Origin of the sequence: Aliiglaciecola sp. LCG003, assembly GCF_030316135.1 — a bacterium.
Lineage (GTDB): Bacteria > Pseudomonadota > Gammaproteobacteria > Enterobacterales > Alteromonadaceae > Aliiglaciecola.
Genome location: NZ_CP128185.1, coordinates 1,411,245 through 1,433,025 on the forward strand (window position 1 = coordinate 1,411,245; position 21,781 = coordinate 1,433,025).

Annotated in this window: 21 protein-coding genes; 18 read left to right on the forward strand and 3 right to left on the reverse strand. The window is 41.7% G+C overall.

Annotated elements, in window-relative coordinates:
• Nucleotides 1-11 precede the first annotated feature (11 nt).
• The 16 genes from QR722_RS05960 to QR722_RS06035 are packed head-to-tail and all read left to right on the forward strand — an operon-like array spanning nt 12 to nt 15,633.
• Entirely contained in the window at nt 12-2,255 is a 2,244-nt protein-coding gene (locus tag QR722_RS05960; RefSeq protein WP_286286177.1) for a class I SAM-dependent methyltransferase, read from the forward strand.
• Nucleotides 2,256-2,277: 22 nt separating this feature from the next.
• A complete protein-coding gene (locus tag QR722_RS05965) occupies nt 2,278-3,555 on the forward strand; it encodes a hypothetical protein (RefSeq protein WP_286286178.1) in 1,278 nt (425 codons plus the stop codon).
• Complete coding sequence (locus QR722_RS05970) at nt 3,552-4,490, forward strand: NAD-dependent epimerase/dehydratase family protein (protein WP_286286179.1); 939 nt, start codon at nt 3,552-3,554, stop codon at nt 4,488-4,490. The genes QR722_RS05965 and QR722_RS05970 overlap by 4 nt, the downstream gene beginning before the upstream one ends.
• Nucleotides 4,487-5,050: an SIS domain-containing protein gene (locus tag QR722_RS05975; protein WP_286286181.1), complete on the forward strand. Its 564-nt coding sequence runs from the start codon at nt 4,487-4,489 to the stop codon at nt 5,048-5,050. Before QR722_RS05970 ends, QR722_RS05975 begins: the two co-directional genes overlap by 4 nt.
• Complete coding sequence (locus tag QR722_RS05980; protein ID WP_286286183.1) at nt 5,047-6,036, forward strand: GDP-mannose 4,6-dehydratase; 990 nt, start codon at nt 5,047-5,049, stop codon at nt 6,034-6,036. The genes QR722_RS05975 and QR722_RS05980 overlap by 4 nt, the downstream gene beginning before the upstream one ends.
• Before the next feature lie 17 nt (nt 6,037-6,053).
• Nucleotides 6,054-6,707: a class I SAM-dependent methyltransferase gene (locus tag QR722_RS05985; protein ID WP_286286185.1), complete on the forward strand. Its 654-nt coding sequence runs from the start codon at nt 6,054-6,056 to the stop codon at nt 6,705-6,707.
• Nucleotides 6,704-7,663 carry a thiamine pyrophosphate-dependent dehydrogenase E1 component subunit alpha gene (locus tag QR722_RS05990; protein WP_286286187.1) on the forward strand — a complete coding sequence of 320 codons (960 nt, stop codon included), beginning with the start codon at nt 6,704-6,706 and terminating at the stop codon, nt 7,661-7,663. The genes QR722_RS05985 and QR722_RS05990 overlap by 4 nt, the downstream gene beginning before the upstream one ends.
• The gene (locus QR722_RS05995; RefSeq protein ID WP_286286188.1) at nt 7,656-8,720 is read left to right on the forward strand and encodes an alpha-ketoacid dehydrogenase subunit beta; all 1,065 of its coding nucleotides are present in this window, start codon (nt 7,656-7,658) and stop codon (nt 8,718-8,720) included. The genes QR722_RS05990 and QR722_RS05995 overlap by 8 nt, the downstream gene beginning before the upstream one ends.
• 4 nt (nt 8,721-8,724) lie before the next feature.
• Nucleotides 8,725-9,504, forward strand: a complete 780-nt coding sequence (locus tag QR722_RS06000) for an SDR family NAD(P)-dependent oxidoreductase (RefSeq protein WP_286286190.1) — start codon at nt 8,725-8,727, stop codon at nt 9,502-9,504.
• A gap of 4 nt (nt 9,505-9,508) precedes the next feature.
• Entirely contained in the window at nt 9,509-10,282 is a 774-nt protein-coding gene (locus QR722_RS06005) for a transketolase (protein WP_286286191.1), read from the forward strand.
• Nucleotides 10,279-11,208, forward strand: coding sequence for a transketolase family protein (locus QR722_RS06010; RefSeq protein ID WP_286286193.1), 930 nt, complete (start codon nt 10,279-10,281; stop codon nt 11,206-11,208). The genes QR722_RS06005 and QR722_RS06010 overlap by 4 nt, the downstream gene beginning before the upstream one ends.
• Nucleotides 11,195-12,361, forward strand: a complete 1,167-nt coding sequence (locus tag QR722_RS06015) for a methyltransferase domain-containing protein (protein WP_286286194.1) — start codon at nt 11,195-11,197, stop codon at nt 12,359-12,361. Before QR722_RS06010 ends, QR722_RS06015 begins: the two co-directional genes overlap by 14 nt.
• Complete coding sequence (locus tag QR722_RS06020) at nt 12,358-13,215, forward strand: FkbM family methyltransferase (protein WP_286286196.1); 858 nt, start codon at nt 12,358-12,360, stop codon at nt 13,213-13,215. The genes QR722_RS06015 and QR722_RS06020 overlap by 4 nt, the downstream gene beginning before the upstream one ends.
• Nucleotides 13,216-13,225: 10 nt before the next feature.
• On the forward strand, nt 13,226-14,035 hold the full coding sequence (locus QR722_RS06025) for a hypothetical protein (RefSeq protein ID WP_286286197.1): 810 nt from the start codon (nt 13,226-13,228) through the stop codon (nt 14,033-14,035).
• Between the two features lie 3 nt (nt 14,036-14,038).
• Nucleotides 14,039-14,836, forward strand: a complete 798-nt coding sequence (locus QR722_RS06030; protein ID WP_286286201.1) for an SDR family NAD(P)-dependent oxidoreductase — start codon at nt 14,039-14,041, stop codon at nt 14,834-14,836.
• The gene (locus tag QR722_RS06035) at nt 14,836-15,633 is read left to right on the forward strand and encodes an SDR family NAD(P)-dependent oxidoreductase (RefSeq protein ID WP_286286203.1); all 798 of its coding nucleotides are present in this window, start codon (nt 14,836-14,838) and stop codon (nt 15,631-15,633) included. The genes QR722_RS06030 and QR722_RS06035 overlap by 1 nt, the downstream gene beginning before the upstream one ends.
• A gap of 57 nt (nt 15,634-15,690) precedes the next feature.
• Here QR722_RS06035 and QR722_RS06040 read toward each other — a convergent pair whose 3' ends face one another.
• From QR722_RS06040 to QR722_RS06050, 3 genes are read right to left on the reverse strand one after another with little or no spacing between them, the layout of a single operon-like run.
• The gene (locus tag QR722_RS06040; RefSeq protein ID WP_286286205.1) at nt 15,691-16,404 is read right to left on the reverse strand and encodes a nucleotidyltransferase family protein; all 714 of its coding nucleotides are present in this window, start codon (nt 16,402-16,404) and stop codon (nt 15,691-15,693) included.
• Nucleotides 16,401-17,885 (reverse strand): PfkB family carbohydrate kinase, encoded by a 1,485-nt coding sequence (locus tag QR722_RS06045; RefSeq protein ID WP_286286207.1) that lies wholly within the window; start codon nt 17,883-17,885, stop codon nt 16,401-16,403. The genes QR722_RS06040 and QR722_RS06045 overlap by 4 nt, the downstream gene beginning before the upstream one ends.
• On the reverse strand, nt 17,882-18,928 hold the full coding sequence (locus tag QR722_RS06050; RefSeq protein WP_286286209.1) for a zinc-binding dehydrogenase: 1,047 nt from the start codon (nt 18,926-18,928) through the stop codon (nt 17,882-17,884). The genes QR722_RS06045 and QR722_RS06050 overlap by 4 nt, the downstream gene beginning before the upstream one ends.
• 305 nt (nt 18,929-19,233) lie before the next feature.
• Between QR722_RS06050 and QR722_RS06055 the strand changes: the two genes are divergently transcribed.
• Entirely contained in the window at nt 19,234-20,034 is an 801-nt protein-coding gene (locus QR722_RS06055) for a flagellin N-terminal helical domain-containing protein (RefSeq protein WP_286286211.1), read from the forward strand.
• A gap of 166 nt (nt 20,035-20,200) precedes the next feature.
• Nucleotides 20,201-21,664, forward strand: coding sequence for a sigma-54 dependent transcriptional regulator (locus QR722_RS06060; RefSeq protein WP_286286213.1), 1,464 nt, complete (start codon nt 20,201-20,203; stop codon nt 21,662-21,664).
• Nucleotides 21,665-21,781 lie beyond the last annotated feature (117 nt).

Here is a 21,781-nt window from a genome sequence, read left to right on the forward strand (position 1 = left end):
GGACCGTTAAAATGAATTTATCCAAAGACTTAAGTCTTCCCAGTGTGCCCTTAAGTGAAGGCCTAAGGTTCTTAGTATTCACTGCTGAGGACAAGCGTTGCTTTCAAGCACTGTTTCCAGCAGAGGCGATTGATTACATCGAAAATGCAACCTTGACCGAAGGTCACGTGCTGTGTAGCGTAGCGACGTTATCGGAGAATCTCGAAAAAATCGAAGATCACTATCGTTATCAGTTACATCATGATGTGTTTGTGACAGTGATGAAGTCAGATGGTGAAAGCGTCAGGCAAAAAGATATCGAACAGCAAATGTATGCCCAAGGCTATCATCTTAATGGCTATGAATGGTTTAACCGTGATTACCAATCGCTAAAAGATGATCGAACTTTTATAACGACAACCTTTAAGAAAGTCCGCCAAACTGGGCATAAGCTAACCGTGATGCAGAACTTGTTAGCTGAGCGTGATTTACATATGGACATGTTGAGGGAGTTTTCATGTCGGTCAGATGCTCATGTATTCCGCTATGTTTTTGCTCATCAGTATATACGGCCCAATGATAGAGTACTCGATTGTGCCTGTGGTTTGGGTTACGGCAGTTATCTGCTATCAACAAATGATCATGTAGCAAGTGTCACAGCAGTAGATATTTGCCCTGACAGTGTGGCCTATGCAAATGGGGTGTACGGCAACGACAGACTTGATTATCAAGTGCTGGATATAGATGAATACCAATCTACCGATTTTAAACTATTTGATTTAATTACATCTTTTGAAACCATTGAGCACGTTACCGATTTCCATTCGTTTTTCAAATTATGTTTGAAAAGTTTAAAGCCTGATGGTCGATTGATTGCCAGCGTGCCGTACTTATGGGTTGATGAAACAGGTAAAGATCCGAACCCTTATCACTTTCATGAGTTTGATTGGCATAAATTCGCCAGTCTGTTATCGGATTACGGCTTTATTCTCGAAGCGCGATACCACCAGACAGCACCTGGGGGATTCAAATTGACAAGTGCGCCTCGCAGGTTCGAACAAATAAGCTTAGATTCCAAAGAAGTCGATACAGAGTGGTTAGTCATAGTCGCTACGCCCAATTTGAGTAGTCCTTTGTGGCAAAACCATAAAAACACTGAATATGTTAACTCACAGTATCCGCAAGCTGCTTTACCCATTTACGTGGATTTTGCCAGCGGTTATGACAACCCTTGGTTGCACAGACAACTAGTGCAAGTGGGACAACGGATCGAAGATAATAAAGTACGTGCTGATTATGTGGCCCAGTTGTTAGCTACTAGCAGTGACGATAGGTTAATGCTAAAAACAGTACAAGGTTATGCATTAGAGTCATCTTCTGAAGGATTCATCAATCAGTGGATCCTAGATGCTGAGTCTCTACTAGAAAATACTTCAAACCATGATTTAGCACAAAATCCCTTTGTGTTACGTTGGTATGTGTCTTTATCTTTTCTAATCGCAAAGCGTCTGTTTGACGCCGGTAATTTGGCTGCTTCTGCATGCCATTTCGGTCGGATACTGACCCTTAATTGCAGTGATTTTTGTCCGGTATTGTGCATAAAAGCCATAGAAAGTGATTACTACTTAGCTAAGATCTGTCTATATAGTCAAAATCCCAAAAATGCCAGACAGCATTTAATCTCTGGTAAAAATCGAGTATTTGCGGCTACCGAAGTATTCCGTCAAGAAGTTGCTGGGGAGCACGACCAGATTGCGCCTTTCCTATGGTCTGAGATGGCTGAATTATATGACGCTGGTGCTTTACTGAATCAACTGCTGATAGCTATCGATAACACTAAAAGCGTCGCAAATATCTTTACTAAAGCAGAAAAACTTGAAAATAATAAGCGTTTCGGACTGTTTAATTTGGTTCAGAAATATCGTTCTTCGCCTGATTTGACGTACCAAGCCGACATGCAATTGCTGGCCCAGTCTTATATCAATAAACTTATTAGCAAGGTTTCAAACTGTAGCAGTGTTGACAATCTCTATATTTGGGGAACAGGCGTTGCCGCCAAACAGGTCTGCAAGCAGTTAACGACAAAGCACATAAAAGTAGTGGGTTTTATCGACTCTAATGCCACTCAGGGACAGAGTTGCATGGATAAACCCGTCATTACTCCCGCTGATATTCAGGCTACGCAAATCGGGCTTATAGTACTTACATCTGTCGGCTCTTCAGACAAGATTGCCGCTGATATACCAAAACATATTCAATGTGTTTATGTGGCTTAAGAGGTAAAAGATGGGACTAGCTATGAGTGCATCTGCCAAGCAAAAAGTCGCAGTGGTGGGGACAGGGGGGAGTGCTCAACAGTATCTTGATTCTCATGCTCTGCGAAATTGCATGGAGTTTTTCAATTCAACAGGAAAAGGTGACTTCAATGGTCGGAGTATCCGGCCGTTAACAGAATTGAATGTAGGGGATTACGATAAAGTAGTCATAGCTATATATCGCTATGATGAGGTACTTCATCTTATCGATAAAATAGATAGTGTACCTGTGTATTGGTTTAATGCTTTGGATGGGAGCCTCAAGCAACTAAGTGATTTGTTCGCTGATAATAATGACAATTTCATCACAAATCAGCAGAGATTAACCGTTATTTATGACCTGCGAATATCACCACCTACGTATGATTTCTTGACGTTTCTGGTAAAATGTCAACTTGAAGCCGAAAAACGTAAACTCTGTTCATTGAGTGTTATTATTTGCCCTGGGGACAAGCACGGCTTTAGGAGCGATATCGATTTTTTTAGTTTGGATGAAATGAACTTTCGTGTCACCCACCTACTGTTTCCATTAGTGAAATTAGTTGACCCAAAAGCAAGCTTGCATTACTGCAGTGATCGTTTTGAAGCAAGACGTTTGTTTAACTTTGCGACTCACAAGTTTCCGGAGCAGCATAATTTTGTGAAACCTGTAGCTCGACACTATTACTATGAATTCTTCGATGACATAAATTCAGGCGTGGAACATCGCAAAATAACGTCTAGTGATTTTTACCGAGAAAAAATTTCCCAATGGTTTGACAATAATAATATCAATCGCGATAAAGTCGTTACCATTACCTTGCGCGAATCGACCGCACATTCGGAAAGAAACAGTGCTCTTTTGGAATGGAAAAAAGTGGCGGAAATCCTTTCTGTTAATGGCTACTGCGTTGTAATCATTAGAGATACAGACCAAGCTTTAATGTCCATTGAATGGGACAATGTGTCAGAATTTAGTGCGGCAGCAATGGATGTTGAATTACGAACGGCACTTTATGAATCAAGTTTGATCAATTTAGGTGTCTGTAATGGCCCTGCAATATTGTGTTTTTTATCCACAAAATGTCGATATTTATTTTTTGGAATGTATCAGAAATCTTGTACGTCCAATACCTATGAGCACCTTGAGCGGGTAGGTATTTCAAAAGGAAAAAATCAAATTAGAGGCGCATCAGAAGATCAGTATATATCTTGGCTTGATGAAACGAGTGTGAACATAATCAGCGAAGTGAATAAGTATTTTGGAGTAAATATATCATGAAAGTTTTAGTTACCGGTGCGTGCGGATATAAAGGGTCGGTGTTAGTCCCTAAGCTGTTGGCTAAGGGGCATAGCGTCGTAGCTCTTGACACCCAATGGTTTGGCAATTTTTTACCGGAACATGCCAAGCTAACTGTGTTAAAACAGGACGTCAGACAGGTCGCTGAAATTGATTTAGATGGGATTGACAGTATCGTTCATCTTGCTTCGGTAGCCAATGACCCATGTGGAGATTTAGATCCCAAGTTGACATGGGAAATTAGTGCATTGGCTACGATGCAATTGGCCGATATGGCCTACAGGAAAGGTATTAAACATTTTGTTTATGCGTCTTCGGGCAGTGTTTACGGTGTCAAAGATGAGGCACAGGTAACAGAGGATTTAGTGTTAGAGCCTATCTCCGAATACAATAAAACCAAAATGGTTTCAGAGCGGGTATTGCTCAGTTACGCTGATAAAATGGCTGTACAGATAGTAAGGCCAGCCACAGTATGCGGTTTGTCGCCACGGATGCGCTTAGATGTTTCTGTCAACATGTTAACCATGCAGGCATTGAAAAATGGTGTTATCACCGTGTTTGGTGGGGATCAGACCCGACCCAATATCCATATAGATGACATCACAGACTTATATGTTTTCTTGTTGGAAAATCCGCAACACACTGGTGTTTACAACGCTGGCTTCGAAAATATTTCAATTTTAGATATTGCCCATATGGTCAGCCAAAAAATAAAAGCAAAAATCGAAGTGACACCATCAAATGATCCGCGCTCTTACCGGATCAATTCGGATAAATTACTAGCTACTGGATTTAAACCTAAGAAAACGGTTAGCGATGCTATCGATGAAATTATTAATCGTTACCAGCAAGGTGAATTAGTTGATCAAGACCGCTGGTACAACCTTAAGTGGATGCAACAGGAAGTATTGAAATGAAATCGCTAATTGCATCTTATCAAGCCGCTTTATGTGAGCAGCTAACCTTACTTGACACAGATACCATAGAAAGACTAGCCCAGCACCTGCTGGATTGCTGCATGAACAAGAAAAACGTTTATATTTGCGGTAATGGTGGTAGTGCTGGAAATGCTATTCATTTAGCTAATGACTATTTATATGGAATTGACCCCACCGGCAACCACAGTCTTAATGTAGAGGCACTCCCTGCTAATAGCAGCGTGCTGACATGCTTGGGTAATGATATCGGCTATGAAAGAATTTTCTCCCATCAACTGACCGTAAAGGCCAAACCTGATGATGTACTGATTGTGCTGTCCGGGAGCGGAAACTCCAACAACATTATTCAGGCACTTAAACAAGCAAAAGAAATAGGCATGATCAGCTATGCTATTTTAGGGTATAGCGGTGGTAAGGCAAAAACATTGGCAGATCACTCCATTCATAATGACATAACCGATATGCAAATTTCCGAAGATTTGCAACTTATCGTAGGCCATATGTTAATGCAATACATGGCCAAGGAACTCGCTGCATGACCAATACTATAGCCGTCATTGGCAGTAATTCATTTTCAGGCGCTAGCTTCTGCAAGCATATGTTAGAGCAAGGCTATGAGGTAATCGCTCTAAGCCGATCTGCGCAGCCTATCAAGGCGCTTTTGCCATATAAATGGGGAGATTCTACAAAGTTGAATTTCCATCAATTGGATATAAACCACGATTTGGAAAATATTGAGCAATTGCTAGATAATCGTCAAGTTGGAAATGTGTATAACTTTGCCGCACAAAGCATGGTGGGACAAAGTTGGGAGTTTCCCGAACATTGGTTCATGACCAATGCGGTATCTACTATCAAATTGCATAATATATTGCGTCATAAAGACTACTTAGACAAATATATACATATCTCTACTCCAGAGGTCTACGGCTCAGTGAGCGGCTTTGTGAACGAGTCACAGAACTTTAATCCGAGCACTCCGTATGCGGTCTCTCGAGCAGCAGCAGATATGAGTCTGAAAACATTCTTCGCTGTACATGATTTTCCTGTTGTGACAACTCGAGCAGCCAATGTCTACGGTCCTGGCCAGCAGCTATATCGTATAATTCCTAAGACAGTGCTAAGTATCATGATGGGGCGTAAATTGCCTCTGCATGGTGGCGGGGTATCAGAACGCTCGTTTATTCATATTGATGATGTTTCGTCAGCAACTCAGTCTATTGGCGAGCAAGGCACTAATGGTGACACTTATCATATATCTACCTTAGATACAGTTTCTATCCGGCAGTTGGTCGAGCTTATCTGCCAAAAAATGCAACGAGATATTCACCAAGTATGTGAGATTTCAGCGGACCGTCCTGGGAAAGACGCAGCTTACTTGTTAGATTCTAGTAAAGTTCGAAACGAATTTGCATGGCACGATAAAATATCCCTTGAACAGGGAATAGAACAAACTATTGATTGGGCAAAGCTAAACTTCGAGCAACTTAAGTCGATGCCTTTAGATTATATTCATAAGCAGTAAATGAGGAATTTCAATCAATGGAAATAGATTTATTAAGAAATTACCCTAAAACGAATCGAAATACGCAGGCGCGTAGTGAAGAAAAAACCGATGTAGTACGTGAAATTGCTCGGCGATTTGGCCAGCAGTTCTTTGATGGCGAACGCCAATATGGCTATGGTGGTTTTAAATATTTTCCACGCTTTTGGCAGCCTGTGGTACCAGATATCCAACACCAGTATGGATTGACTGAACACAGTGCTGTGCTCGATGTAGGCTGTGCTAAAGGCTTTTTTCTATACGATCTCCAGCAATTGATACCAGGGATTACAGCCAAAGGAATCGATATTTCAGAATATGCAATTGCGAATGCTAAAGATGAAATCAAAAATGATGTGGTATGCGGATGCGCAACTCAGCTACCTTATGCAGACAAAAGCTTTGATTTTGTTATGAGTGTAAATACCGTGCATAACCTCGATAGGCAAGAGTGTGGACAAGCTTTGCAAGAAATTATGCGTGTCAGTAAAGGTAATGCCTTTATCACGGTGGATGCTTATCGCAATGCCGAAGAAGAAGCTAGAATGTATGAATGGAATTTGACCGCCAAAACAATAATGCATGTTGATGAATGGAAGGCTTTTTTTGACGAAGTTGGTTATACCGGCGATTATTATTGGTTTATCCCATGAGTTTATTACTGTCTTATTACCAAGATATCTTGCGTATCCGTTTGGTAGAGGAAGCTATTGCAGCGCGCTATTCTGAACAAAAGATGCGTTGCCCAACTCATTTGTCCATTGGACAAGAGGCTGTTGCTGTTGGTGTATCAGCTTCTTTAAGCCATAAAGATAAAGCGTATAGTTCACATCGCGCCCATGCTCATTATCTGGCTAAAGGCGGAGATTTAAAAAAGTTGATTGCCGAGCTATATGGTAAAGAAACCGGCTGTACAGGCGGACGTGGTGGTTCAATGCATTTAACCGATTTGGATGCTGGGTTTGTTGCTAGTACTGCGATAGTCGGCAACAGTATTCCGCTTGCAGTGGGAAATGCTCTGCATCAACAAGTTCAGAAATTGGACGAGATTTCTGTAGCATATTTCGGTGAGGGTGCAACAGAGGAAGGCGCGTTTTACGAGTCGGCTAACTTTGCTGCATTAAAGGGATTACCAATATTATTTGTGTGTGAAAACAACGGTTATTCAGTCTACAGTCCGTTGCATGTTAGACAACCAAAAGGTCGCTCAATTACTAAACTAGCTGAGGCTATTGGTGTTCAGGCTGTTGAGGTGGACGGTAATGATGTCATACAAGTTGCCGACGTAGCGGCCAAAAATATAGATAATATTCGCTCTGGGGCTGGTCCAGTTCTAATGGAGTGCCACACCTATCGTCATCGCGAGCATTGCGGTCCAAATTGGGATGATGATCTTGCTTATCGTCCATCATGGGAAGTGTCAAAATGGCTTGAACGAGATCCAGTAAACTTGCTCGAAAGCCAACTGCTGCGCGAAAATCCCGCAAATGACAAAGCCATCGTTCTGGCTAAGCAAACTATCCAGATGGAAATAAATCAAGCCTTCGATTTTGCTGAAGATTCAAGGTTTCCAACTGCTCAACACAATAGTAGATTTGTATATGCCTGACTCTCATTCAAAAGTTACTAGCTTCGCAAAACAAGTAAACTCAGCGCAACATCAAGCTATGCAAAACGATCCAGCTATGCTCAGCTTTGGTTTAGGAATTGATGATCCTAAAAGCATCTTTGATACGACCAGTGGCCTAGTCCAAGCATTTGGCAACGAGCGGGTTTTCGATATGCCAACCTCTGAAAATGCCATGACAGGTATTGGGATAGGAGCCGCGTTATCTGGTAGCCGAGTATTGATGACCCATCAACGACTGGACTTCTTTTTGTTAGCGATGGATCAACTAGTTAATAATGCCGCCAAATGGCATTACATGTTCAATGGCCAGATGAAAGTGCCGCTGACCATTCGCTTAATTGTCGGAAGAGGGTGGGGGCAGGGGCCTACTCATGCACAAAATTTACAAGCATGGTTTGCGCATATTCCGGGTCTAAAAGTGGTGATCCCAAGTAAAACCGACTCGGTAGCTCAGCAACTTTATCAGGCTATCATGGATGACAATCCTGTTTTGTTCATAGAGCACCGCTGGTTGCACAATCAGCAATGCGATGAGTCTGAATTGGTTGATTTAACCCAGCCACTTGATAAAGTCAGGCATCATAAGCAGGGTGGAAATATCACTCTAGTAGCAAATAGTTACATGTTATTAGAAGCTTTGCTAGCCGCAGATAAACTGGCTGAAAAGGGGATTAACTGTGAAGTCCTAGAAACTGTTCAAACTGATAAAGCAGGCTGGCAGCCAATTTACGACTCAGTAAATAAAACTGGGAATTTTTTGGTTTGTGACAGTGCTCATAAAAGCTTTTCTGTGGCTGCTGAATTGGTCGCTAGTGTGACTGAAAATTGTTTTGGGAGTCTTAAAGTAGCTCCACGAAGGTTAGGATTACCCGACCACCCAGAACCAACAAGCTATGGAATGACTAAAGATTTTTACAACAATGCAGATACTATTACTAATAGTGTTTGCGAAATGCTTGGGTTAGAAAAGGTCGATGTGATTGAAGTCGGCGGGGCGCACGATATTCCAGGCAAATGGTTTAAAGGACCATTCTAATCATATGAATTTAAAAATTGAACATAAACTTGCAGTTGTGACTGGGGCTTCTGGTGGCTTGGGTATGGCTATAGCCCAATCACTTGCTCAAGAGGGTGCTGACGTTATTTGGGTTGCTAGAAATACTGATAAATTAGCAAAATTAACTGAACAGGCATCTGCACAATATAACAATAATAACCGTTACTTCAGTGTCGATTTAAAAGCCATTGATGGTCCGAAAATACTGTTGGACTGGCTTTCGTCTAAAAACTTACAGCCTGATATTGTGATCAACAATGTTGGTGGAAATTTGGGTGTGACAGATCCATTAAGTCCAGTTGAAGCTTGGCGAGATGTAATGCAATTCAATTTGCTCAATGCGATAGAGATAAATAATGCATTGTTACCATCAATGCGTGCTAAAAAATGGGGGCGAATTTGTCATATCTCCTCTATTGCCTCGTTAGAAAATCAAGGAACCCCTATGTATTGTGCAGCTAAGGCTGCGCTTAATGCATATGTTCGCAGTGTCGGGCGCTACGTTTCGAAAGACAATGTTGTTATGACAGCTGTTTTACCCGGTGCAGTATTTACCGAAGGGGGTTATTGGGATGAGACGCTTAAATCGCGGCCTGAACATGTCGAAAAATACTTGTCAGAAAGAATGGCAATAAAACGGTTTGGTACTCCTGAAGAAATTAGTGAGTTTGTGGCCTTCCTAGTATCCGATAAAGCTTCTTTTGCAATTGGAACATCCGTATTGCTTGATGGTGGCCAAGGAAGAGTGTTTTTTGAGGGGTAAACCAGTGCTAAACAAAGATTTGCGAAAAAGAATTGTAGAGATAGTCACTAAAGCAAAAGAAGGGCATATCCCGAGTTCTTTTTCTATAGTAGATATTATCGACCATCTATACGGGCAAGTTCTACGCTTCGACGCAGCCGACCCTAATTGGTCAGAACGAGATATATTTGTACTATCAAAAGGACATGGATGTGCAGGTTTGTACGTTGTACTGGAAAAATACAAATTATTGAGCTCTGCCGATTTAGATAACTACTCGCAGCCCAGAGGGGTATTGGGTGGTCATCCAGATAGAACAAAAGTACCTTTTATCGAGGCTTCAACCGGCTCCCTTGGTCATGGATTTCCTTTCTCCGTAGGGATCGCTATCGGTAACAAAATTAAGCAGAAAAAATCCCGAGTTATCGCCTTGCTTGGTGACGGTGAATGTCATGAAGGAACTATATGGGAAGCTGCCCATGTCGCTGCGAATCGAGGCTTAGATAATTTGGTTGCGATTGTCGACTGGAATTTATCTGGTGCTCAATTGTGCCCTGTAGATGATCTTCCTGCAAAATGGGCAAGTTTTGGTTGGGAGGTTCATGTCTTTGATGGGCACAACCAAAATAGCATTAGCGATGCTTTTAAACGCATAGAACAAGCCAGCAAACCCATCGCATTAATTGGCAAAAATACCAAAGGGTACGGTGTGAAACTCGTGGAAGGACATGGTAGGTGGCATCATCGAATTCCCAACCAGCAGGAATTTGAGCAAATAATGGAAGCGCTAGAAGTATGAAAGGTTTAAGAGAGCAATTTGCCGACACTATGCTTGATATTGGTCGTCAAAACGATGACTTGGTGGTGATGGTTGGTGACATCAGCCATGGTATTTTACAACCCTTTGCGCAAGCCTGCCCTGGGCGATATTTTAATATTGGCATTTGTGAGCCAGCTATGGTTTCTATAGCGGCGGGTATGGCAAAACAGGGCTTAATTCCTGTGACTCATACAATAGCTCCATTTTTGATTGAGCGTTCATTTGAACAAATTAAGTTAGATTTTGGCTATCAAGGGTTTGCGGGTAATTTTATTTCAGTTGGAGGAGCATTCGACTATGCTCAACTTGGCTGTAGCCATCATTGTTATGCTGATGTATCGCTCATGTCCCATATTCCTAATAGTCAGGTGTTTTGTCCTGGTTCAGCAACAGAATTCGATGAGTTGTTTCGCGCCCAATACAATAGCGGAAAGATCAACTATTTTAAATTGACTGAAAACCCACATGGTGTTGAGTTCGAACAACCCATAGAGGCTGGTAAAATTATTCAAGTTACCGAAGGAAGCGATATCAGTGTTATCGTGTTGGGCCCGCAACTTAAAAACGCCATTGAAGCCACCAAAGAGCTTAGTGAAAAGCATGGTGTGAATGTGGATTTGTTGTATGTTCATAGCGTCAAGCCCTTTGACTCTGCCCGGGTTATTGACAGTCTTAGTAGAACGGGACGTGCCCTAGTAGTTGAAGAGCTTTCAGCGCAAGATGGGATATATAACTTAGTGATGCGGAGTTGGAATAGCAGGGATCGGGCTGACATACGACAACTGGCCATTGATGATTTTGTCCATGAGTATGGGGAGTATTCTACCTTATGCGAAGTGAGTGGGCTCACAGCGAGCAATATCGTTAAAACCGCAATCGAGACGTTAAGTAATGCGCAACGTTGATAAATGTAAAGTATGCCAAAGTGAGCAGTTAGATTCGCTATTAGAATTACCGGGTTTGCCATTATCTGAAACTTATGGGGTGTATGAACCTGATTTTAAAAACTTTGACCAAGGCATTGATATATGCGCTTGTTGTGGGCACGTGCAACTAGCCTTTCAGTTGCCCCCTAGTGTCCTTTACAATGAATCTGATTACAATTACTCGACGGCTAAATCCTCTTCAACAATCAAACGCTTCAATAGTTTCAGAGAGTTCATCGGACAAACCATGAGCCATCAAACTGAGTCGATCATTGATATTGGCGGTAATGATATAAGTTTATTGTCGTTGTTCGATGTTGAGCATAAATATTTAGTCGACCCTAGTGTTGCTAAGCATATTGACTATCAGGATGTTAAGACGATAAAGGGCTTTGTTGAGGATATCGATTTGGCGCAAATATCGCCGCAGGTAGTCGTCTGCTCTCATGCTTTGGAGCACATCGCTGAGCCACGTAAATTTATCCAAACTCTGTTAGATAAATGTGACGAAAATACGTTGTTTTATTTTGAGGTTCCTTGTTTTGAAAAACAGATAGCGGCGCTTCGATTTGACGCTTTCTTTCATCAGCATTTTCATTATTTCCATCCTACATCTATCCATAAGTTAGTAGATAGTTGTGATGGAGAACTGATTTCTATTCAATATAATGCCTATCCAACATGCGGCGGTGCGGTAATGTTTGCTTTTAAAAGAAGGTTAAAGGGCACCAAAGCCTCGGTACCATTAGAATATCCTATTCAAAGCGTTGCGAGCTTGAAGCAGGCGTTTCACGCTAACTATGCGACGTTTAAGAAGCAAAATATTCAAATCTCCAAATGGCTAACACAACACTCAAAAGTATATGGCTATGGTGCAAGTTTATTATTGCCAGTCATCCTTTATCATATTGGTGAAGCAGCGAAAAAAATCACACTTGTATTTGATGACGATCAGTCCAAAACTGGATTTACCTATAAAAACATACAGGATTTGAAAGTTGATACACCATCGGGTTATCAGATTTCCGAGCTTGATGGCATACTGATTACGTCATACGAAAACATACCAATATTGGACCATATGATTAAAAAGCGCTTCGTCGCCGAACGCTTTGAGGGTTTTACTATATGAACATATTCGCTTCTTTGTTTGAAATGCTTAAAGAAACTAAAAGTTTTCATGCTCATTCTAAACACTTTCATGCATTTAGTAGTGAAGTCTGTACCAAGTTGATCGAACAGAGCGGATTTTCTTCCAATGAAGAGGTTGCAGTTGATTTTGGTCCCTTTGGACATATTGTTTTTCCATATTATTCAATGGGAAATATAGATTCATTGAAGTTGTTTGGGCTTGATGAACTGATACTATTCTCTTTTTATCATGCCAATCAATGTCGCTACAAACGCACTGCAGATATGGGCGCAAATATAGGTTTGCACAGTATATTGATGTCTCGATTGGGCTGGCATGTGACCGCATTTGAGCCAGATCCAATACATGTAGCCAAAATAAAGCAACATGCTGAACTTAATTCTATTTCAACTATTAATATTAGAGAAAATGCGGTCTCCAATGAATCTGGAACTTTAGTTTTTACGCGGCTCAAAGGTAATCGAACAGGAAGTCATCTTAAGGGTAAAAAGAGCAACGTATATGGGGATATCGATGAATTTGAGGTTCAATGCGTTGCACTGACGGATGTGATGGCTGAGTTTGATTTTATTAAAATGGACATTGAAGGCGCAGAAGTAGACGCTATTTGTTCAACCTCAAAGCAACATTGGCAAAATACCGACATGATGCTGGAAGTGGGTAGTGAAGAAAATGCATGCCGAATTCTGAAGCATATTCACGAACTTGAATTGCATGCATATAGTCAGAAAATGGGTTGGAGAAAAGTTGAAAATATTAACCATATGCCGTTTGGTTATAAAGAAGGAAGTTTATTTATCTCTGCGCAAGCTCAATTAGTCTGGGATATATAGAGGCCTTACGTTGGAGCACAACAAAGTTGTTGGAGTCTGGGACTTTGATTCAGTTGATAGTCGAATAGGCAGTTTATATATATTTATACATGAGCTGGAATATTATCACAGAGATATTCGAACAATCGCGGTCAAAAATTACCGCCCCGCTTATGAACCTATGCTGAATATTTTAAAGCGCTTTTCATCCCACAATATCGCCATCGATAGTGAGCGGGTTGAGTCAGGATTAATTCATGACTTGATTGAGCCCGAAAGGACGAGTAGGCGAGGAAGTACTCGCTGGATTGCTGATTTACTTGGGGAGTTTGGAGGGCGATACCCCCATTCAAACAAGAGGTTATTATTAAAAGATAAGCCAGAAAAAATTATAATTAGTGTTCATCTTAAAAATAACCAAACAGACCCTCAAAGTAATGCTAATCAGCAAAATTGGCATAGCTTTTTTAGCCGATGGTGCGAAACATCTCCTGAAGTGAATTTTATTTTAGTCGGTGATGACTCGATCGAGCACAGGATTTTGTCTCTAAGCAACGTGCACGCTTTTGAGGGGCAATTGGCAGACTACTTCTCCGTAGTGTGTGAAAGCGACTGTTTCATCGGAATGTCCAGTGCATTCTGTGCAGCTGCTATATTGGGCGGTAAACCATATCGCATTTGGAAGCATGTAGGTCACCATACAAGAGAAATGGCGCTGGAGTTAGACCAGCAAAAGCAATTTCCCTTTCGATGCAAAAATCAAAAGCTACTAACTGCTACAGATACCCTAGAATCCGTCAACCAAGAGTGCAGAGAAATGTTGCAAGAAATGGGATTATAAAAAATGCCTAATACTCAATTATTAAAACATAAGGTTGCTTTGGTTACGGGCGGGAGTAGTGGTATTGGAGCCGAAATATGCAAACAACTAAATCTTGCTGGCGCTAAAGTTATTATAGTCGACCTAAATAAGCCCCAAAATTTCGATGGGAAAGAAGTGAGTTGGATTAATTGCGATTTAACAGATGAGATAGCGTTACAAAACTTAATTCCTCAGCAGTTGAAGGCTCATACTAGTATTGATATCCTGATTAATACTGCTCGAGGACCGCGGGGTAATAAACCTTTAGTCGAATCATCAACTTCGTTTCAGCATGCTCTAGATGTCGGTCTTAAAGCTCCTCTGCTATTGTCTCAGTCTTTTATTCAACACGTTGCAAATAAGTCAGAAGAGAAAGCAATTGTGAACATTTCTTCTATCTGCGCACAACAGATATCCAAAGAAAGTGCGGCATATCACCTAGCGAAAGCCGGTTTGGATTCACTTACTCGTTATCTAGCTGTTCATGCAGGAGAACAAGGCGTTAGAGTAAATGGGGTTGCACCTGGCTTTATTGTAGCTGATCAGCACCTTGAGCGATTTCACAGCCAAGATAACTTAGAATATCGAAAAAGAGCCGAGCACGCGCATCCGCTCAAAAAGGTTGGGGTGGATATAGACGTTGCAAACGCTGTTATATTTTTATGCTCCCCGATGTCGAGTTTTATTACAGGACAAACCATCGTAGTCGATGGTGGGCTGGGGCTGCGTGATGGTTGGCATCAACTCAATTATCTTGCGAATAATAGAAAGGGTGACTAATGTTAGCAGCACAAAAATGGGCACTAATAACGGGGGCAAGTGAAGGGATAGGAAAGCAATGCGCAATCGCTTTGGCCTCAAGCGGTTTTTCACTGCTGTTGGTCGCCCGGCGTCAAGACAAACTTGAGCGTTTAGCAAAAAATATTATTGATGAATATTCAGTAGAGTGTGAATTTCTGAGTTGCGATCTCACTGAGGTAGCTAGTATCGATCGAATATATGATTGGCTTAATCATTCTCAACGGTCAATCCAAGTCCTGCTGAATAATGCTGGTGGGGCTAAAAAAAATGCGCCCTTACACAAATTAGACAGAGACGATTGGCAGCATGCATTTGTACTCAACCTTTTTTCAATTGTTGATTTGACTAACAAGATACTGCCGCTAATTGATAAGCAAGGGAGAGGGCGGATTATTAATATCTCCAGTATTAATGCGAACTCTCCGGGATTTTTCAACCCGCATTATTCAGCTGCAAAAGCGGCGCTAAATAACTTTAGCAAACATTTATCTAAACAGCTTGCTAGTAGTCAGGTGACAGTTAATACCGTATCGCCTGGCATAATAGAAACTGAAGGCTGGCATGGACATATGCAAAAAGTGGCGTTGGATGTCAATTTGCCCGTAAAGCATGTAGTTGATGAAGCAAAAACCAACGCCAGTAAAAGGATTCCATTGGGACGTATGGGGACTGTCAACGATGTGGCATCCCTAGTTAACTTTTTGGCAAGTGAATCAGCTGGTTATATTACAGGTTCAGACTTCACAGTTGATGGTGGCAAAAGGCATGAAATGTAAGGTGCGTAAGTTGATATCCACTTCAATAGGTGATTGAGAAGGATTGGCAATCCGATATCAATTTTTATTCAATACTCTTTTAATTTCTTGCTGGGCGAGTGTATAACTCGAAGGCGTACCTATGTCACGGTGATAGGTCTGATTGACCCATCCAAAAATTTTTTCAAAATAGCTGGGCAATAATTCAGTGCTGATATCAGTGATCGCGCTACATTTAAGTGTTTCTATTACCTGTTTAGAAAAAATATAGACAGCACCATTAGCCAGATTCCCAGGTGGATTAGCGACTTTTTCATGCATGTTGGTTACTACGCCATGGGCATCTACTTCGACGATGCCGCATGACTGGGGTGTATCTGTGGCAAATAACATCATAGTGATTTCACATTCCTTCGGTCGATTTCTATGAGCAGCAATAAAATCGTCCATATCAAAGACCGATAAATTATCAGCATGGATCACCATCACGTCGTCTTCAGTTAGTTGTGAAACATTGCGTATAAGAGTGCCAGCAGTGCCTAAAAGATTGTCTTCGTGCCAACAATATAGGTTATCGAGATGGTTCCAATTCCTCACGATATGTCGCACTACTTTGTCTGCTAAGTAGTGCAGGTTAAGGTAAATTTGATTGACTGATTCGGCCGGAGCCAGCGCGTTAAGCCAAAAGTCGAGTAGCGGCACACCATTAATCGGGACTAGACATTTGGGGATGGTATTGGTAATCGGACGCAAACGAGTCCCCTCGCCAGCGGCTAATAATACTACTTTCATCCTAGCAAATTACTCATTTTTTCAAAAATTGCGGGCTTGGTAATTGGAATGTTACCGCGCACGTTTACCTGTATGGAGGAGCTCACACTGCCTACAAATGCTGCTTGCCAAATACTCGCTCCTGATGCGAGCATTAAAGCTGTAGTGACGAACATAGCGTCTCCTGCTCCGGCGGTATCAATAGCGCTGTCGGCTAAAGCAGGAAGATTATCGGTATCTAGTATTCCTTGGGAATTCAAATGACGAATTAATATCCCTTCTGCACCTAATGTAACAATCACATTTTGTGCGCTGAGCTTTTCGGCTAAATCTTTTGATACTTGAATTAAGCCATTTGAATCATCTTGAGTGGTTTGTCTGGCTTCCACTTCTGTGGGAGTGGTTAACAATAGATCACTGAATTTGGCTAAATCCCCTACCTGTGATGAGGTTTGACTATCAGCAACCATCGGAATCTTATGCTCTTTGCATATTTGACTGATTTTCTTGACGAGTTTAGGGCATAACAGGCCCATATTGAAATCGGCAAATATAACGAGATCGAATTGGGCCACCCGACGGCTAAATTTTTCGACAAATTTGGTGATAAGTGGAGCATCAATATCATGTCGGCGGTAGCTATTGACCCGTAATAAGGTTTTATCTTTGGCACGATAGCGCAATTTATGGGTTGTAGGACGCGATGTATCTTGTTCAATTATAGCGTTAATACCGTATTCATCTAATTTGCTGCGGGCGAAATCCGCATGTTTATCTTTGCCGGTCAAACTGAAGAATGTTACATCAGCGCCTAAACTAGATGCATGTCCGGCTACAATTCCTGCTCCACCCAAGTACTGAAAAGATTCCAGTGGGCTGACCGCAATAGTCGGATCTTCTTGCGACATTCCTATAGCGAGACACTCTTGGTACTCATCAACGATAATGTCACCTAACACGGCAATTTTTAGTTGGCTAAAAGAGTCAATGAATCGGCTGAGAGTATCTCGATTTAAGTCGTAACGTTCATGGAATTTCTGTAACTTTTGCGATAATTTACTGTTTTCGGAAATTTGTTGCTGGAGCAATTCTCGGCTAGAAAACAACTTTTCCCCAGAGCTAAAAATAAGCTTGCCACCATAGGCTTCAACAATATCTTTTTCTGGATTATCTGAATCAGCAAACTCTTTTCCTTTCACTAACACATCAGGTTGCAATTGTGCAATTACATCCAGTCTATCGCCATTGACGACTATTACTTCATCAACAAAATTTAACGCCTGCAGGGCTAGGCTGCGCTCGTCATTTTCAAAATAGGCACTTATAGAGTCATGTTTATCATACAACCCTACTACTAGAACTTCAGCTTGTTCTGCAGCGAACAGCAAAAAGCGCAAGTGACCTGGGTGAATGATATTAAAATTACCCGATACAAAGCTAATGCGCTTGCCTTGTTCTTTCAGGAATTTTATACGAGCAATAGATGCAAGCTTTTGATTCATAGGGTTGACTCCATTGCAACAATCGCTCTAAGGACCTTCTGAGCCGTTAAATCAGCCATAGCCTGATTAATGTCTTGTAAGTGATAAGTATTAGAAACTAATTCTTTCAGTGAATCATGATTACGCTGCTGTGCTACTTGTTGAACGAATATTTCAGGATCGGTTTGCCCGCCCCAAGAGCCTTCTATTTTTTTGCCGCATATTAAATCATAGGGATCTAAACATATTTTATCGCCATGTTTTGGGTGTGAAGCAAAGATACATTTGCCAGTGTTTTTATTTATCACAGAAAAAGCTTGTTCTATTGTGCTGCACGTTCCAGCGGCTTCAATAATGAAATCAAGCAACTTCCCGGAAGTCTGCTCAGCGATTATTCGACTAGCATCTTGTGCCATAGGATTGATGCAAACATGGGCCCCTAACTTTCTAGCGAGCTTAAGTTTGTCTTCATTTGTATCGATGGCTACGACAAGTTTTGCTTGACAATTAACCGCTGCAATCAATGCAGACATGCCTATACCACCCAATCCAAAGACACCAATACTATGCTCAGGTTGGCAATTAATTTGATTGTTAACCATGCCCATGCCAGTCGGTAATGCACAGCCAAGCAGAACGCCTTCTCGCAAACTAATATTGTCTGGAAGTAGGTAACAGCGATTTTCAGAAACCACACTCAACTGACTAAATGTGGTCACTGCACCAGCATTAATTTTCCCTATTGGTGATTGATAGACAGTACCTCCGGCGTCGATGCCTGTTCCCTTCAGCCAGCCTAAGATAACTTTATCACCGGCTTTAATCTTAGTCGTTTCTGGGCCAACATCTAAGACTTCAGCAGTGGCTTCATGACCTAGCATATGAGGTAAGTATCGATCTTGACCTCGGGCTCCTGAAGCTTCCATTAGCTGGCTATGACATACACCTGAATAGATGATTTTAACTAAAACCTGTCCTACTTTTAAAACAGGGACTTGGATCGCATCTATTAACTCGAGTGGATTACCGATTTTAGTCAGAACAGCGGCTGAAAATTTCATCATTACTCACATAGATTAAGGTCACATAACACCATACTAAATATTATCGACAAAATCATCTGAAGCTTAAGTGATTAACCCTTTGATTGGTTGTTTGAAAGTTATATAGTTGGTTAAGTTGATAGGGTATTCTAGCGAATTAACCTATCAAGAAATCCAATTACCCATTGCTGTACTACTGGATGGTATTTAAGCTATGTATTTGAATGGTACTTAAAGTATGTATTTGTATACATAGGTGTTGTTAGCTGTGCTTACTTTTTAAGCTAAGTTTTGCTATACTTTTAGTTACTTAACAGGGGAAATATATGATTAACCTTGATACCAGCAACAATAGTTCGCTGTTACAGCAAGTTCAAAAGAAGCAGGATAGTCTGCTAGAGAAGCTAGCTTCTGGCAAGCGCGTAAATTCGGCTGCCGATGATTCCTCTGCGCAGCAAATTATTGATCGATTGACCTCTCAAGTCGAAGGTAACCGACAGGCCATATCCAATGCCTATGACGGTGTGTCCTTGACACAAGTCGCTGAAGGCGGGCTTTCTGGGATAAATAATGATGTAAACCGTATCCGCGAACTGTCGGTACAAGCGGGCAACGGTATTCTAACGTCTGCAGACAGACGTGCACTGCAATCTGAAATATCTCAATTGCAAGAAAATATCGGCCAAACTATCGAGCAAACCAATTTTGCTGGTCAGCCTTTATTGAGTCAACAAGGTAGCATCGATTTTCAAGTTGGTGCCAATCCAGGACAACAAATAGGGGTTAATACCCAAGACCTCGCAGCCCAGTTAGAAGGTGTGCTGAACCTTGATGTATCTACCACCCAAGGCGCTGAAGAAGCCCTTGAAATTGCCGACAACGCGCAGCAACTAGTCGGTGAGACTCGTGCTGAGCTAGGCGCGACACAAAATCAATTTGAAAGTGCCGCTCGAAACTTAAGTCAGGCAGACACCAATTTGTCTGCAGCCCGTAGTCGTTTGCAAGACACTGATTTTGCCCAGGCGACTAGTGATAGTATCGCTACAGGTATTCAAGGTCAGGCTGCATTAACTGTTCAAGCTCAAGCAAATCAGCAACAAGGTCAAGTTCTTTCCCTACTGAGTTAACAAATTTTTCGTCGGCTTCGCAAATAAAAGCAGCTTCGGTTGCTTTTATTTTGTGCAGTTGACTGATATTTATCGCTAAAGCCTATGATTGTTTGTTGCTATCCGGCAACGAATGTTTAAAATCAGTGTGTGTATAAAATAAATAATAAATAATCTTGGGGAAAAGATGAGCACAATTCTGATTATCAGCGAGCAGACCACGCGCGCGTATAATCTCAAGACAATCTTGTCTTTTCTAGGTGAACAGTGCACTGCTGTTGGCTTTTCTCAAGCACTCACTGCATTAAAGGCGCAAGCCAGCTATGATGCGGTGATCATCGATATTGAGTCCTCCGAGTTGGCTGATGATGTGGTTAGTAAGTTTCCCGCTCAGCCTTTTATTGCAATCGGTAATTCAGATACAACCTTGGAGTTTCGCAGTAATATTGTCGGACAATTAGCTGAGCCTGTGGTGTATCCAGTGATGACCCAGATGCTTCATCGTTGTCAAGAATATGTCCGAAAACGCCCTTCCAATCATAATGTCTCAAGTAAAACTAAGCTTTTTCGTAGTTTAGTCGGAAAAAGTGATGAAATTCAGAATGTTAGGCATTTGATAGAACAAGTTTCTAGTTCAGATGCAAACGTTTTGGTGTTAGGCGAGTCCGGCACAGGTAAAGAAGTGATAGCGCGCAACCTGCACTTCTTGTCTGAGCGTCGTGACGGCCCGTTTATTCCGGTTAATTGTGGGGCTATCCCAGCAGAATTATTGGAAAGTGAGCTTTTTGGCCATGAGAAAGGCGCCTTCACCGGTGCGATTAATTCTCGTAAAGGCCGCTTCGAATTAGCTGAGAATGGCACGCTGTTTTTAGACGAAATCGGTGATATGCCCCTGCAAATGCAAGTTAAAATGCTGCGGGTGTTACAAGAAAGATTATATGAGCGAGTGGGCGGTACTAAGCCGATTAAGTGTAATGTGAGAATTGTGGCTGCGACTCATCGTGAATTAGAAGTGATGATTACGGAAGGGTCTTTTCGAGAAGACTTGTATTATCGCCTGAATGTTTTTCCTATTGAGAGTCCGGCGCTTAGAGAGCGCAAAGAAGACATTCCGCTGTTGTTACAAGAATTAGTCTCACGCTTTGAACGCGAAAGTGATATAACAATTCGATTTACTGAAAATGCGATTAATTCTTTGGTAGAACATCAGTGGCCTGGCAATGTTCGCGAATTGTCCAATTTAGTCGAACGTTTGCTGATCCTGTTTCCAAACCAAGTAGTAGACGTTAAAGATTTACCGCATAAATATCAATATACCAACGGCGATAACTTTGAACCAGATTATCCTGAAGAGCTGCTCGAACGGGAAGCCCTTATCGCTATGTTTGCCGATGCTTCGAACGAAGAGTCGGAAGCAACTGACAGCGGCGCAGATCCAGCCAATTTTATGCCTAGCGAATTTACCTTGAACTCAGAGCTTCCATCCGATGGGATCAATTTAAAAGAGTATCTGTCGGATCTAGAAATCAACCTGATTAATCAAGCATTGGATCAACAAGATGGTGTAGTCGCCAGAGCAGCTGAAGCCCTTGGGATGCGACGTACCACCTTGGTTGAAAAAATGCGTAAATACAATATTACCCGAGACTAAAACGCCTCGCCGTCATTTTGTTGACGGCACTATTTGCCATTACCATCCCGTTAACGTATTGATTTTTAATATAAAATACTTGGCATGCGATATGCTATTCCCTCACTAGATTGATTT

Bases quoted from the DNA above. Each gene is read 5' to 3' on its own strand.
- QR722_RS06055 (WP_286286211.1), top strand. From the start codon at position 19,234: ATGATTAACCTTGATACCAGCAACAATAGTTCGCTGTTACAGCAAGTT.
- QR722_RS06060 (WP_286286213.1), top strand. From the start codon at position 20,201: ATGAGCACAATTCTGATTATCAGCGAGCAGACCACGCGCGCGTATAAT.
- QR722_RS06020 (WP_286286196.1), top strand. From the start codon at position 12,358: ATGAACATATTCGCTTCTTTGTTTGAAATGCTTAAAGAAACTAAAAGT.
- QR722_RS06045 (WP_286286207.1), bottom strand. From the start codon at position 17,885: ATGAATCAAAAGCTTGCATCTATTGCTCGTATAAAATTCCTGAAAGAA.
- QR722_RS05960 (WP_286286177.1), top strand. From the start codon at position 12: ATGAATTTATCCAAAGACTTAAGTCTTCCCAGTGTGCCCTTAAGTGAA.
- QR722_RS05965 (WP_286286178.1), top strand. From the start codon at position 2,278: ATGAGTGCATCTGCCAAGCAAAAAGTCGCAGTGGTGGGGACAGGGGGG.
- QR722_RS06030 (WP_286286201.1), top strand. From the start codon at position 14,039: ATGCCTAATACTCAATTATTAAAACATAAGGTTGCTTTGGTTACGGGC.
- QR722_RS06000 (WP_286286190.1), top strand. From the start codon at position 8,725: ATGAATTTAAAAATTGAACATAAACTTGCAGTTGTGACTGGGGCTTCT.
- QR722_RS06040 (WP_286286205.1), bottom strand. From the start codon at position 16,404: ATGAAAGTAGTATTATTAGCCGCTGGCGAGGGGACTCGTTTGCGTCCG.
- QR722_RS05990 (WP_286286187.1), top strand. From the start codon at position 6,704: ATGAGTTTATTACTGTCTTATTACCAAGATATCTTGCGTATCCGTTTG.
- QR722_RS05970 (WP_286286179.1), top strand. From the start codon at position 3,552: ATGAAAGTTTTAGTTACCGGTGCGTGCGGATATAAAGGGTCGGTGTTA.
- QR722_RS06035 (WP_286286203.1), top strand. From the start codon at position 14,836: ATGTTAGCAGCACAAAAATGGGCACTAATAACGGGGGCAAGTGAAGGG.
- QR722_RS05995 (WP_286286188.1), top strand. From the start codon at position 7,656: ATGCCTGACTCTCATTCAAAAGTTACTAGCTTCGCAAAACAAGTAAAC.
- QR722_RS06010 (WP_286286193.1), top strand. From the start codon at position 10,279: ATGAAAGGTTTAAGAGAGCAATTTGCCGACACTATGCTTGATATTGGT.
- QR722_RS05975 (WP_286286181.1), top strand. From the start codon at position 4,487: ATGAAATCGCTAATTGCATCTTATCAAGCCGCTTTATGTGAGCAGCTA.
- QR722_RS05980 (WP_286286183.1), top strand. From the start codon at position 5,047: ATGACCAATACTATAGCCGTCATTGGCAGTAATTCATTTTCAGGCGCT.
- QR722_RS06050 (WP_286286209.1), bottom strand. From the start codon at position 18,928: ATGATGAAATTTTCAGCCGCTGTTCTGACTAAAATCGGTAATCCACTC.
- QR722_RS06015 (WP_286286194.1), top strand. From the start codon at position 11,195: ATGCGCAACGTTGATAAATGTAAAGTATGCCAAAGTGAGCAGTTAGAT.
- QR722_RS05985 (WP_286286185.1), top strand. From the start codon at position 6,054: ATGGAAATAGATTTATTAAGAAATTACCCTAAAACGAATCGAAATACG.